The organism is Kitasatospora sp. MAA4 (assembly GCF_029893355.1).
GTDB lineage: Bacteria > Actinomycetota > Actinomycetes > Streptomycetales > Streptomycetaceae > Kitasatospora.
The window spans coordinates 1-11,757 of record NZ_JARZAI010000048.1 but is presented as its reverse complement, the minus strand read 5'-3'; the positions used below and the strand labels follow the sequence as shown (position 1 = coordinate 11,757).

Genomic DNA, 11,757 nt, shown 5'->3' with positions numbered 1-11,757 from the left:
CACGTCGAGGATAAGTGATTGACAAAACCCAATCACTATTCCACGGTAACTCCCATGACTGCTCCCGAGCCCTCGCCCGACCGGCCGGCCCACCGCGGGCGACTGTGGCGGCACGCGGACTTCCGTCGACTGTGGGTCGGCGAGACGGTCAGCCAGTTCGGGGCGACGGTCAGCCAGTTGGCGCTTCCGCTGGTCGCCATCCTGGTGCTGCACGCCGACACCTGGCAGGTCGGGGTGCTGGGGGCGTGCGAGACCGCCGCGTTCATGGCGGTGGGCCTGCCGGCCGGCGCGTGGGTGGAGCGGATGCGCCTGCGCCGGGTGCTGATCGTCAACGACCTGGTGCGCGCCGCCCTGCTGGCCTGGGCCCCGGTGGCTCGGCTGCTCGGCGTGCTGACGATCGAGCAGTTGTACGTGGTGGCACTCGCCACCGGGGTGAGCACGGTCTTCTTCGACGTGGCCTACCAGTCCTACCTGCCCCAGCTGATCGACCGGGAGCTGCTGGTCGAGGGCAACGCGAAACTCCAGGCCAGCGAGTCGGTCAGCCAGATCGCGGGCCCGAGCCTCGGCGGCGCGCTGATCCAGGCGCTCACCGCGCCCTACGCGCTGCTGGCCGACGCCTTCAGCTTCCTGTGGTCGGCCGCGTGGGTGGCGCGGATCGAGGCCCGGCCGCCGCGCCCCGAGCGCAGCCCCGACGCCAACCTGCTCCGGGAGATCCGCGAGGGCCTGCGGTTCGTGCTCGGCAATCGGATGCTCCGCGCCATCGCCCTGTGCACCAGCTCGGCCAACCTCTTCGGCTCGATGGCCTCCGCCGTCTTCTACGTGCTGCTCGCCCGCCAACTGCGGCTCTCGCCAGGCTTCATCGGCCTGCTCACCTCGACCGCGGCGGTGGGCGGCCTGATCGGCGCGCTGGTGGCCGGCCGGTTCGCGGCGAAGGTCGGCCAGGGCCCGGCGATCTGGATCGCCATCGCGGTCGCCGGACCGTGCGCGCTGGTCACCCCGTTCGTGCAGCGCGACTGGACGGTGGGGCTGTTCGCGGTCGCGCAGATCGCGATGTGGATGGGCATCGTGGTCTACAACATCAACCAGGTCAGTTTCCGGCAGGCGCTGTGCCCGCCCGGGCTGCTCGGCCGGATGAACGCGACGATGCGGTTCCTGGTCTGGGGCACGATGCCGTTCGGGGCGCTGCTCGGCGGCCTGCTCGGCTCGACGATCGGCGTCCGCGGCACGCTGCTGGCCGCGGCGGTCGGACAGTCACTCGCCTTCCTGCCCGTCTTCCTCTCGCCGCTGCGCCGGCTGCGCGAACTGCCGTCCTACGCCGAGCCGCTGGTGGCGAGCGAGGTCTGAGAGCAAGGCTCTGCGAACGCGGCCCTGCGAACGCGGCTTTGCGAACGGGGCTCTGCGAACGAGGCGAGGCGTCAGGACGCCTGCGGCCGCCGTAGCCCCCGCAGGAGCAGGTCGACCAGCCGGCGCGGGTCGTAGCGCGGGTCGCTGTCCCGTCCGACGCAGAGGTTGCCGATGCCGCGCATCAGTTCGTAGGCCTGCGTGCCGGGTCTGATCTCGCCGGCGTCGACCGCGGCGTCGAGCAGCTGGGCGCAGACGGGCACCAGGCGGTCGAGGAAGTAGCTGTGGAGCGCCTCGAAGCCGCCGCTGTCCGACTGCATCGCGTTCGCGAGTCCGTGCTTGGTGACCAGGAAGTCGACGAAGAGGTCGACCCACTCGCGCAACGCCGCGAGCGGGGAGTCGGCGTCGGCCAGCAGGCTCGGGCCGGCCTCGGCGCAGGCCTCGACCTGGTGGCGGTAGACCGCGACGACAAGGTCCGCCCGCGTCGGGAAGTGGCGGTAGATCGTCCCCATCCCGACGCCCGCTCTGGCCGCGATCTCGCGGATCGGCGCGTCGACGCCGGAGGTGACGAACACCGCGGCGGCGGCGGCCAGCAGCGTCTGCTGGTTGCGCAGCGCGTCGGCCCGCTTGGTTCGGGCCGGCGCCTCCTCAGAGGGGTTGCCAGTGGACACCACGTTCTCCTTACCGACGACGGCCGTTGACAAAGCGGAACAGTGCTCCGTATCGTAATCGGAACAACGCTCCGCTTCTATCGTAGCCGAAGGAACGCCCATCATGACTGACTCGACGTACCCGGCCGACATCCTCAGCTCACCCACCCCCGTCCTCTCGGTCAGTCCGGTGGTGCTGCCCTCCCCCGACCGAGCCGTGGACCTTCAGGTGCGGGTCTCCGCACCCGTGACCGGGAACGACCTGCCGGTCATCCTCCTCTCGCACGGTCAGGGCTACTCGAACAACCTCTCCTCACTGAACGGCTACGCCCCGCTCGCCGACTTCTGGGCGGCGCACGGCTTCGTCGTGATCCAGCCCACCCACCTGAGCTCGACGACGCTGAGCCTGGCCCCCGACACCCCCGGGGCTCCGCTGCACTGGCGCTCGCGGGCCGAGGACATGCGACGCATCCTCGACCGGTTCGACGAGATCGAGGCCGCCGTCCCGCAGCTCCTCGGGCGCCTGGACCGCGGCAGGGTCGCCGTGGTCGGGCACTCGATGGGCGGGCACACCGCGAGCCTGCTGCTGGGCGCGCGGCTCACCGATCCCGACGACGGCACGCAGGTGAACCTCGCCGAGCCGCGGATCAAGGCGGGTGTACTGCTTGCCGCACCCGGCCGGGGCGGCGATGCCCTCACCGAGTCCGTGGCCGAGAACCTCGCATTCCTCCTGACCACGGACTTCTCCGCGATGACGACGCCCACCCTCGTGGTCGCCGGCGACAAGGACACCTCCGCCCACCTGACGGTCCGGGGCGCGGACTGGCACGCCGATCCGTACGTCCTCTCCCCCGGCCCCAAGTCCCTGCTCACCCTGTTCGACGCCGAGCACGGGCTCGGCGGGATCTCGGGATACGACGTCGCCGAGACCACGGACGAGAACCCCGAGCGAGTCGCCGCCGTCCAGCGGCTCACCTGGGCCTACCTCCGCAGCGAGCTCTACCCCGGGGATCCCGCCTGGCAGGCGGCGCGCGACGCGCTGACGGCCGGACCCGACCCGCTCGGACAGGTCGAATCCAAGTGACCCGGACCGCAGACGCCGGTCGCTAGTGTGGTGACCGTGATCAATGCCGATGACGTCCGTCGTATCGCGCTCTCCCTCCCGCAGACGGTGGAGAAGGAAGCGTGGAGCATTCCGACGTTCCGGGTGGCCGGGAGGATGTTCGTCACGGTCCCCGACGACCAGACGTCCTTCGCCGTGCGGTGCCCCAGGTATGACCGGGTGGAGCTGATCGCGGCGGAGCCGGAGAAGTTCTGGGTGCCGCCGCACGAGGCGAGTTCCGCCTGGGTGCGGGTACGGCTCGCCGCTCTGGAGGACCTGGCCGAGCTGTACGACATCCTGGTGGACTCCTGGGAGCAGGCCGCGCCCGAGGACCTCGTTCAGACCCTCCCCGCGCCGAAGCCCGGCCGGGGACGGAAGACCTGACACCGCGACAGGGGGTTGGGGGGGGGGGGGGGGGGGGCGGGGGGGGGCCCCCCCCCGGGGGGGGGGGGGGGGGGGGGGGGCCCCCGCCCCCCCCCCCCCCCCCCCCCCCCCCCCGCCCCCCCCCCCCCCCCCCCCCGGGGGGGGGCCCCCCCCCGGGCCCCCCCCCCCGCCCCCCCAACCCCCTGCGTTGTGTGCGCTAGAAGGCCGCGGTGCGGTCCTCGCTGCGCGGGTCGCTCACCTGGCGCCCGGCGTAGAGGCCCGCGCGCGACTCACGGCGCCAGGCGCGCGCGTAGGTGACCGATTCGGCGGCGGCCTCGCAGCCGTCGTCGAGGTCCACGACCGCCAGCGAGGGCGAACCGTCCGCGGGGCACCGTCCGAGCCAGTCGCCGTTGGGGGCGATGACCCCGGAGGGTGCGGTGGCGCTGTGCTGCGTCGGCACCGAGAAGCTGACCCAGTAGCTGTTGGCCGCGGCGTGGCCCCGGGCCTGGGCGGCGGCGTTGCCCGGACGGACGCCGGTCGTGGAGAACAGGACGCAGTCGACGTCCAGCCTCTCGTACTCGGCGAACAGCTCCGGGTAGTGGATCTCGACGCCCAGCAGGCAGCCGAAGCGCACGCCGTCGACGTCGAAGGTCACCGGCGATACGCCCGGCGTGTACAGGTAGGAGACCTTCGTGTTCGACAGCAGGCGCTCGTCGTAGCGCGTGACGACCTCGCCGCGGTCGGAGATGACGTAGAGGCTGTTGTGCGGGCGGTGCGGCTCGGTCAGGCGGTGCGCCGAGGCGATCACCGTCCACAGCCGCAACTCGCCCGCCAGCGCGGCGATCGCGGCCAACTCCGCCTGCAGAACCGGCCACTGGCACCGGTCCCAGTCCGCCGGGCCGACCGCGTCCGGGCCGTCGGCGGACATCACGAGCTTGTTCGGAAAGCAGATCGCGCCTTCCGGGAAGTGCACGATCCGCGCGCCCCGGGCACTGGCCTCGCGCATCAGAGCACGGACCTGACGGCCGCTCTCGCGCAGCGCGTCAACGTCTCGGGGGTCCTCACTGGCGGGGGTCTGCGCGACGGCGAGTCGCACGATCCTGGGGTTCCTTGCTTCCGACATGACGTCTCCTGAGGGAGTCGGACGGAAGTGCCGCAGGGCAGACGTGTAGGACTCGCCCGTCTTGGCGGCGCGGGCGCGCACCTGGCGCTTGAAATTCCTGTGGGCTGTCATCGCGGCCTTCCACGCCTTGAGCGACGATTCCCCGGCAACCCCGCCCGAGGCGATCGGGCTGCGACAACGACCTGAGACGCTGGTCCCTTTGCCTCCGATGGGAGACCGTGCCGGGGACGGTCGCAGGAGGTTCGGCGTAGGCCACGCGAGGCATCATCATGCCGTCGCCCCCGCCCGCCGTCAACCACCACCGGAGGTGGGTCAGTCGTCCAGCCGGCGGCCCATCAGGATGTCGTCGACGTAGCGGCCGTCGAGCAGGAACTCCTCCGGGCAGATGCCCTCGACCGTGAAGCCGCAGCGCTCGTACAGCCGGCGGGCGGGGAGGTTGTGGCCGAGTACCCGCAGGGTGACGCGGCGCGCTCCCCGGGTGCGGGCGGTCGCGCAGGCTGCCTCGATCAAGGCCTCTCCGATGCCGTTGCCGCGGGCGGCGGGGTGCACGGCGAGGCCCTGGATCTGGCGGACGTGCTGGTTGCTGGCCAGCGGGGTCGGCGGTACCGCGCGGACGAAGCCGACGAGGCGACCGCCCTGCTCGGCCACCAGGTACTCGTCGGGGTCGTGGCGCTCGTCGAAGACGCCGGCGTCTGCGGCGGGTCGTGGGGCGACGTCGCTCAGCCAGGACCAGGCGGAGAGATTGAGGTCGGCCAGGGCTCGGTCGTCCTCGGCAAGGGCGTGGCGAATCGTCAGATCGTGAGGAGACATGAACGGCATGCTAATACGATCACCAGCCAAGGGTGGGGGCGAGCCGGAAATGGTCAGGTTCATGAGGACTCCGGCTTTCGGGGCCGGCTCTGCGCCGGCTCTGCGCTCGTTCTGCATCTGTTCTGCATCTGATTCGAATAACAATTCAATCCGGGGCCTTTCTAGCGCCCGGGAATGCCTCTAGGCTGCGGCCGTGTCAATCCTTGGAAGACTTCGAAACTCCGGCCCCCAGCTGGCTCCAGAACTCGATGACCGCGATCTGGGCAGGGTGTGCAAGCAGCTTGACACGCCTCCCATGCCGGGCCTGACGGATATTCAGCTCGATCAGATCGAGCGGCTGATTCGGAATACCGGAACGGATTGGGACCGGCGAGCGCACCGGTTCTCGGTGCTCGCTGCTTCGGTGGCCGAGTCGAGCCTTGCGCGGTCCTGGCTGAGACGCCGCCCCAACAGCGCCGATGCGCTGATCCTCCAGGCATGGGCCGAGCTGGCACACGGTCGGACGGCGGGCGGAATGGCGGACGCGCAGGCCGCGGCCAACGCGTGCTATCGCGCCGCCGAACTCCAGCCGAATGACCCGACTCCCTGGTTGGTGCTGATCGGGATACTGCGGCTGGTCCGGTGCGATCAGCGGGACATGATCGCAGCCTGGAACGAGGTGACGGCGCGCGACACCTGGAACCGCGAGGCGCATATCCAGATGCTGAGCTACCTTTCGCCGGAGGAGTGCGGATCGCACGGCCAGGTACTCGACTTCGTCGATTCCGTCCGCTTCGGGCTGCCTCCGGCGGGACCGACCGCGGCGCCGGTTGCGGGCCTGGAACTGATGGCGATCGTCGACCACCACCACCGGACCGTCGCCCGCGGCGGCGTCGACGCGCTGATGGCGAGGAAGCAGTGGTCGCAGCCGCGCGTCGAGTCCGCGGTGCAGCGGGCACTGACCGACTGGACCAGGCCCGGCCATCTGCAGCACGCGGCGGCTCTGGCCGATCTGAACGTGCTGGCCTATGCGCTGGTCCAGGCCAAGCGGGTTCCGGAGGCCGACGAGGTCTTCCGGATGATCGGACGAACGGTCACTCCCTGGCCGTGGCGGCTGGACGGCGACCCGGTTCGCACCTTCGCCTACTGGCAGTCGCAGGCCCTGCGCTGACCGACCGGTCTCACTCGGACCAGGGAGGGCACTGTCCACCTCGAAGCGCCGCCCGCCGCCGCGGAACGACTCGCCCAGGCCGAGATCGCATGCGCGGCGGCGGCGGACGCCGTGCAGCAGCGTGTGGTTGCCTTCGCCGGCGTCGAGTCAGCCGGCCTCGAGTCAGCCGGCGTCGTGAAGCAGCCCTGTGCGCAGGGTGGCCAGGGCGCGGCTCAGCAGGCGTGAGACCTGCATCTGCGAGATGCCGAGCTGCCGCCCTATCTGCGCCTGGGTCAGCTCCTCCACGAAGCGCATCGAGATGATCGTGCGATCGCGGTCCGGGAGGGCCCCGATGAGCGGCTTGAGGGCGTGGAGGTCCTCGACGCGGGCGAGGCGGGTGTCGTCGAAGCCGAGTCGGCAGGCCAGCGTGCTGTCGGGCGAGTCGTCTTCGAGCTGCATGTCCAGCGAGCCGGCGGTGTAGCCGTTGCTCGCGGTGAGCCCGTCGATGACCTCCTCCTCGCTCACCTCCAGCTGGGCGGCGAGTTCGGCGACGGTGGGTGCCCGGTCGAGGCGCTGCTCCATCTCGTCGGCGGCGCGGGCCAGGCTCAGGCGCAGCTCCTGCAGCCGGCGCGGGACGTGGACGGCCCAGGTGGTGTCGCGGAAGTGGCGCTTGATCTCACCGATGACGGTGGGCATCGCGAAGGTCGTGAACTCCAGGCCGCGGTCGGGCTCGAAGCGGTCGATGGCCTTGATGAGGCCGATGGTGCCGACCTGGAGGATGTCGTCCATCGGTTCGGAGTGCGAGTGGAAGCGGCGCGCCGCGTACTTGACGAGCGAGATGTTCAGCTCGATCAGGGTGGCGCGGACGTAGGAGTACTCGGCGGTGCCCTCTTCGAGGTCCGTCAGCCTGGCCAGCAGGGCGCGGGACAGCTCACGGGCATCCTGCGGAGCGACGGCCCTGGGGTCGTCGATGTGCGGCGGGTCCAGCGGCTCAGCCGGGGGCACGGAGGTGCTGGACGCGATGTCCGACGACGTGGTGGTGTCGTGAACGGGGTGGGGATTGGTCAGGGAAGCGCGGTGCGCCGTCATGACGTTCCTTCCGTCGGTGTCGTCGTGGTGCGCCTCTACCCCTATCACTATCGGTGATGCGCCTCAAACGCCAAGTAGTCCACTACGTTCGGTTATGTCCCGCTTTGGGCGCCGCGATCTCCAGCCACACGGTCTTCCCTTCAGCGGTCGGTGTCGCACCCCACCGGTCGGACAGCCGCTGCACGACATGGAGCCCGTGCCCACCCGGCCGACCGGGCTCGTGCGGCAGACGGGGCGAGGGCAGCGTGCCGCTCCCGTCGGTCACCTCGATCCGCAGACGCTCGGCCGAAGCGTCCAGGAGCAGACCGTGCGGCCCGCCGGCGTGCAGGCAGGCGTTCGCCAGCAGCTCGGACACCAGCAGCAGCGCATCCTCCGCAGCACCCGGCTCGCCCCGGCCGCGCTCCGGCAGCCAGTGCCAGTCCGCGAGGGCCTGCCGGGTGAAGTCCCGGCCACGAGCCACCTGCCCCCGCGTCCCGGCCAGGTGCAGCCGACGCCGCTGGCCATGGGTCGGCAGACCTGGTGGCTCAGGCGTGCCCGCGCTGGGAACGTCCATGCTCCTCGTCTCCGAACTCGTGTGACTGCGGAACCGGCCGGCTTCCCACTACCGGCCCGTCAGCTTTCGGGCCGCCCCTCGCCTACCCCGGCGCCAACCCGGCATGCGTGGCGAAGCGTCGCGGTGGAGCCACCGGTGGCTCCACCGAGCAACTGCGGTCGTGCGCCGAGTCGGCCTCGTTAAAGAAGAAGCTCATCCAACGCTCACACGGTTTCACGCTCCGGCCTCGCATCATGGAGGGAGGAAGCACCGACTCGGCCCGCCGGGGCCGCAGGTTCTTGGAGTGTCTTCGCCGAGACCTTCTGATGAGGCCGTCGTGAACGGAAATCAGGAACCAGGGGCGCCGATCCCGTCCGGGGACAGCCCCCCGATCGCGGGCTGGGGCCCGCCACCGCAGCCGCCTGGGTCCGGCCTGCCGCCGATGCCCCCGTATCCGCCGGGGCCCGTGCCGCCCGGCCACGGACATCCGCCGCTGCCACCACGGCGGCACAGGAGGCGCAGGTCCCTGGTGCTGCTGGCCGCAGTGGTGGTGGCCGCCGCGGCGGGTGTCGGGGTCGACCGCGCGTTCTGGCGGCCCCCGGCCACGGCGACCGCCTCGCCCGCCGGGCCGGCCACGCCGTACGCCCCCGCGTCCGGCGACGGCGGCGCGGCGAGCGGTGTCGCCGCCGCGGTGGACCCGAGCCTGGTGGATGTCAACGTCACGCTCGGCTACCAGGGCGGGTACGCCGCGGGGACCGGCATCGTGCTCACCGCCACCGGCGAGGTGCTCACCAACAACCACGTGATCGACGGCGCCTCCTCGGTCACTGCGACCGACATCGGCAACGGCCACACCTACACGGCCACCGTGGTCGGCTACGACCGCACGGGCGACCTGGCGGTGCTCCAGCTGAAGGACGCCTCCAATCTGGCGACAGCGAAGCTGGGCAACTCCTCGAAGGTGGCGGTGGGCACGGCGGTGGTGGCCATCGGCAACGCCGGCGGCACCGATCAGACGCCGTCGGCGGCACCGGGCAGCGTGACCGCTCTCAACCAGTCGATCACCGCGAGCGATCAGCAGAGCGGCACGGCCGAGCAGTTGACCGGCATGATCCAGGTGGACGCGGCCGTCCAGCCGGGCGACTCGGGCGGTGCGCTGGTGGACTCCGCCGGCGCTGTCATCGGCATCGACACCGCGGGCGCCACGACGACCGACTCGCAACAGCTGTCCTCGCCGCAGGCCTTCGCGATCCCGATCGACACGGCGCTCCCGGTGGCCGAACAGATCACGGCGGGCAAGGCCGGTACGGACGTGCACGTCGGGCCGACGGCCTTCATCGGCGTCGAGGTCGCGACGGGTTCGGGGTCCGGCTCGGGGTCCGGCTCGGGCTCGGGAGCGGACACCGGCGGCGTGTTGATAGCGGGGGTGGTCCCGGGCTCCCCGGCCGCACAGGCGGCGCTCACCGCGGGTGACGAGATCACCGCCGTCAACGGGCAGTCCGTCAGCGGCCCGGACGCACTGACCGATCTGATGATCAGCCAGAAACCAGGCCACCACGTGACGGTCCAGTGGATCGACGCGAACGGAGCGCAGCACAGCGCGACGCTCACCTTGGCCAGCGGTCCGGCCGACTGACACCGGTACCCGTCTCCGGCCTGGTCGTCAACACCTGGCCGCTCACCCGCCTGCGGCGCTTCCTGCGGCCTTGAGGCTTCCGGTCAGTCCTGCACCACCCGGTAGATGCCGTAGACCACCCCTGGGATGTGCCCACACAGCTGGAGCAGGAACGCCCACAGCACCCGCATGCTCGGTCCCTCCTTGATCAGCACGGCCAACCAGGGAAGAACCAGACAGAGCAGGACAAGCAGCACCTTGACCATGGGACCGGCCTTCCGTCGGGCGAGATGGTTCGACGTTCGTCTACCCAGTGGCGCGATCGACATGTGCCCCCGCCCCCGTGCGTCGCCCCGCGCGAGCGCGACCGCGCCGCGCCGCGCCAGGCGTCATGCGGCTACGGTCCCGTAGGTCAGGCCCACCCGCCCGCGGGAGAGCTGCTGGACCTTCTGTAGTTCCAGCTCGTGACGGCGTTCCGCCGCCGTGAAGAGCGGCTTTCCCTCACCGGCGATCAACGGATAGACGATGAGCCGGAGTTCGTCCACCAACCCGGCATCGATCAGGCTCGCCGTCGTTCGAGCGCCGCCCATGAGGTAGATGTCCTTGCCGGGTTGCCGCTTGAGCGCCGCGACGTCGTCGGCTCCGCACACGAAGCTCGTGTTCGGCCACAGCGCCGACGTCAGGGTGCTCGACAGCACGTAGTGCGGGGTCCGCGCGGCGAAGCGGGCCCAGTCGATCTCGGCTGGCGTCGGCAGGCCGTCGCCGAGCCAGTGGGGCTTGTCCGGCTCGTTCTGCACCGAGGTCCAGTACGGCTCGTAGTTGCGGTACATCCCGGCGCCGAGCACGCACGCGTCCACGCGCGACATCAGGTCGTAGTCGTCGGACCACGCCTCCACCCAGTCCGCATAGCCTTCCGGGCCCTCGCACAGCCCGTCGAGCGAGATCTTCATTCCTGCGATCAGCTTCCGCATGTCCGCCTCCCGGGGTCTCCTTCCAGCCTGGCACTTTCATGATGCAAGTGCCACCGGTAGGCTTTGGAGCGTGCTGGGAAAGACCTACGACTCACAGGTGTGCTCGATCGCCCGCTCACTGGAGGTGATCGGCGAACGCTGGAGCCTGCTGATCGTGCGCGACGCCCTGTTCGCGGGGTCGACCCGCTACGGCGACTTCCAGCGCAGCCTTGGCATCGCGACCAATATCCTGCAGGCCCGGCTCGACGGATTCGTCCAGGCCGGCATCATGCGGCGCAACAGGTACTCCGAGCGGCCCGAACTGTACGAGTACCTGCTGACCGACAAGGGGCGAGCCCTCGCGCCCGCGCTGGTCGCACTCACCGAGTGGGGCGACCAGTGGGCGACCGATGGCCCGCCGCCGATCCTCTACACCCACGCGGTGTGCGGCGCCGGAGTCGCCCAGCAGACGATCTGCGCCCAGTGTGGTCGTGTGGACGACCCGGCCGAGATCCAGGCCACATCTGGATACCACCGATGAATTCTGGCCCTCCTGCGCGTCATACGTCTGTGGACGGATCGATGGTGGACGCCGCGCGGACCGGCGACCAGGGTGCTTTCGCTCGGCTGGCCGAGCCGTACCGTCATGAGCTGCAGGTGCACTGCTACCGGATGCTCGGCTCGGTCGAGGACGCCGAGGACGCCGTGCAGGAGACGTACCTGCGGGCCTGGGCCCGGCTGGACAGCTACGCCGGGCGCGCCCCCTTCCGGGCCTGGCTGTACGGGATCGCCACCCACGCGTGCCTGGACGCACTACGGCGGCGCAGAGCCCGGGTCTGGTCGACGGACGTGTCCGGGCCGGCCGACCCGCGCGGCGTGCCGGCGCCGCCACTGGACGTGCCCTGGCTTCAGCCCTACCCCGACCGGCTGCTGGAGGCACCGGCGCCACCGGACGCGCAGCCGGAGGTGGTCGTCACCGCCAAGGAGACGATCGAGCTGGCCTTCCTCGCCGCCATCCAGCGACTCCCGGCCCGCCAGCGCGCCGTGCTCATC

At 71.0% G+C, this 11,757-nt stretch carries 14 protein-coding genes; 7 read left to right on the top strand and 7 right to left on the bottom strand.

Going from position 1 to position 11,757, the window contains the following annotated elements; genetic code table 11:
* The first annotated feature begins 54 nt into the window (after window positions 1-54).
* Entirely contained in the window at window positions 55-1,344 is a 1,290-nt protein-coding gene (locus P3T37_RS35910) for an MFS transporter (protein ID WP_280728170.1), read from the top strand.
* A 71-nt stretch (window positions 1,345-1,415) separates the two neighbouring features.
* Here the strand turns inward: P3T37_RS35910 and P3T37_RS35905 are convergent, their stop codons facing one another.
* Window positions 1,416-2,012: a TetR/AcrR family transcriptional regulator gene (locus tag P3T37_RS35905; protein WP_280728169.1), complete on the bottom strand. Its 597-nt coding sequence runs from the start codon at window positions 2,010-2,012 to the stop codon at window positions 1,416-1,418.
* A 103-nt stretch (window positions 2,013-2,115) separates the two neighbouring features.
* Between P3T37_RS35905 and P3T37_RS35900 the strand changes: the two genes are divergently transcribed.
* Both P3T37_RS35900 and P3T37_RS35895 read left to right on the top strand, forming a co-directional pair.
* The gene (locus P3T37_RS35900) at window positions 2,116-3,075 is read left to right on the top strand and encodes an alpha/beta fold hydrolase (protein WP_280728168.1); all 960 of its coding nucleotides are present in this window, start codon (window positions 2,116-2,118) and stop codon (window positions 3,073-3,075) included.
* A gap of 36 nt (window positions 3,076-3,111) precedes the next feature.
* Complete coding sequence (locus P3T37_RS35895) at window positions 3,112-3,477, top strand: MmcQ/YjbR family DNA-binding protein (protein ID WP_280728167.1); 366 nt, start codon at window positions 3,112-3,114, stop codon at window positions 3,475-3,477.
* A gap of 196 nt (window positions 3,478-3,673) precedes the next feature.
* On the opposite strand, the gene P3T37_RS35890 is transcribed toward P3T37_RS35895, so the two are convergent.
* On the bottom strand, window positions 3,674-4,579 hold the full coding sequence (locus P3T37_RS35890) for a carbon-nitrogen hydrolase family protein (protein WP_280728166.1): 906 nt from the start codon (window positions 4,577-4,579) through the stop codon (window positions 3,674-3,676).
* Window positions 4,580-4,891: 312 nt separating this feature from the next.
* The gene (locus P3T37_RS35885) at window positions 4,892-5,389 is read right to left on the bottom strand and encodes a GNAT family N-acetyltransferase (RefSeq protein ID WP_280728165.1); all 498 of its coding nucleotides are present in this window, start codon (window positions 5,387-5,389) and stop codon (window positions 4,892-4,894) included.
* 295 nt (window positions 5,390-5,684) lie between these two features.
* Between P3T37_RS35885 and P3T37_RS35880 the strand changes: the two genes are divergently transcribed.
* Entirely contained in the window at window positions 5,685-6,539 is an 855-nt protein-coding gene (locus P3T37_RS35880; RefSeq protein WP_280728164.1) for a hypothetical protein, read from the top strand.
* Window positions 6,540-6,701: 162 nt separating this feature from the next.
* Here the strand turns inward: P3T37_RS35880 and P3T37_RS35875 are convergent, their stop codons facing one another.
* Both P3T37_RS35875 and P3T37_RS35870 read right to left on the bottom strand, forming a co-directional pair.
* The gene (locus P3T37_RS35875; RefSeq protein WP_280728163.1) at window positions 6,702-7,607 is read right to left on the bottom strand and encodes a SigB/SigF/SigG family RNA polymerase sigma factor; all 906 of its coding nucleotides are present in this window, start codon (window positions 7,605-7,607) and stop codon (window positions 6,702-6,704) included.
* Window positions 7,608-7,689: 82 nt separating this feature from the next.
* Window positions 7,690-8,160 carry an ATP-binding protein gene (locus P3T37_RS35870; protein WP_280728162.1) on the bottom strand — a complete coding sequence of 157 codons (471 nt, stop codon included), beginning with the start codon at window positions 8,158-8,160 and terminating at the stop codon, window positions 7,690-7,692.
* 508 nt (window positions 8,161-8,668) lie between these two features.
* On the opposite strand from P3T37_RS35870, the gene P3T37_RS35865 reads away from it, so the two are divergent.
* Window positions 8,669-9,775 carry a trypsin-like peptidase domain-containing protein gene (locus tag P3T37_RS35865; protein ID WP_280728161.1) on the top strand — a complete coding sequence of 369 codons (1,107 nt, stop codon included), beginning with the start codon at window positions 8,669-8,671 and terminating at the stop codon, window positions 9,773-9,775.
* 83 nt (window positions 9,776-9,858) lie between these two features.
* Here the strand turns inward: P3T37_RS35865 and P3T37_RS35860 are convergent, their stop codons facing one another.
* The gene (locus P3T37_RS35860; RefSeq protein ID WP_280728160.1) at window positions 9,859-10,020 is read right to left on the bottom strand and encodes a YqaE/Pmp3 family membrane protein; all 162 of its coding nucleotides are present in this window, start codon (window positions 10,018-10,020) and stop codon (window positions 9,859-9,861) included.
* A gap of 123 nt (window positions 10,021-10,143) precedes the next feature.
* Complete coding sequence (locus P3T37_RS35855) at window positions 10,144-10,725, bottom strand: dihydrofolate reductase family protein (protein WP_280728159.1); 582 nt, start codon at window positions 10,723-10,725, stop codon at window positions 10,144-10,146.
* 70 nt (window positions 10,726-10,795) lie between these two features.
* On the opposite strand from P3T37_RS35855, the gene P3T37_RS35850 reads away from it, so the two are divergent.
* Together P3T37_RS35850 and P3T37_RS35845 are read left to right on the top strand one after the other, a co-directional pair.
* Window positions 10,796-11,245: a helix-turn-helix domain-containing protein gene (locus P3T37_RS35850; RefSeq protein WP_280728158.1), complete on the top strand. Its 450-nt coding sequence runs from the start codon at window positions 10,796-10,798 to the stop codon at window positions 11,243-11,245.
* Between the two features lie 29 nt (window positions 11,246-11,274).
* Window positions 11,275-11,757: sigma-70 family RNA polymerase sigma factor (locus tag P3T37_RS35845; protein ID WP_280728157.1), on the top strand; the 483-nt coding region annotated here is incomplete at its 3' end.

Coding starts and splice junctions, on each gene's coding strand:
- P3T37_RS35890 (WP_280728166.1), bottom strand. CDS start 4,579: ATGTCGGAAGCAAGGAACCCCAGGATCGTGCGACTCGCCGTCGCGCAG.
- P3T37_RS35900 (WP_280728168.1), top strand. CDS start 2,116: ATGACTGACTCGACGTACCCGGCCGACATCCTCAGCTCACCCACCCCC.
- P3T37_RS35855 (WP_280728159.1), bottom strand. CDS start 10,725: ATGCGGAAGCTGATCGCAGGAATGAAGATCTCGCTCGACGGGCTGTGC.
- P3T37_RS35870 (WP_280728162.1), bottom strand. CDS start 8,160: ATGGACGTTCCCAGCGCGGGCACGCCTGAGCCACCAGGTCTGCCGACC.
- P3T37_RS35875 (WP_280728163.1), bottom strand. CDS start 7,607: ATGACGGCGCACCGCGCTTCCCTGACCAATCCCCACCCCGTTCACGAC.
- P3T37_RS35910 (WP_280728170.1), top strand. CDS start 55: ATGACTGCTCCCGAGCCCTCGCCCGACCGGCCGGCCCACCGCGGGCGA.
- P3T37_RS35860 (WP_280728160.1), bottom strand. CDS start 10,020: ATGGTCAAGGTGCTGCTTGTCCTGCTCTGTCTGGTTCTTCCCTGGTTG.
- P3T37_RS35880 (WP_280728164.1), top strand. CDS start 5,685: ATGCCGGGCCTGACGGATATTCAGCTCGATCAGATCGAGCGGCTGATT.
- P3T37_RS35885 (WP_280728165.1), bottom strand. CDS start 5,389: ATGTCTCCTCACGATCTGACGATTCGCCACGCCCTTGCCGAGGACGAC.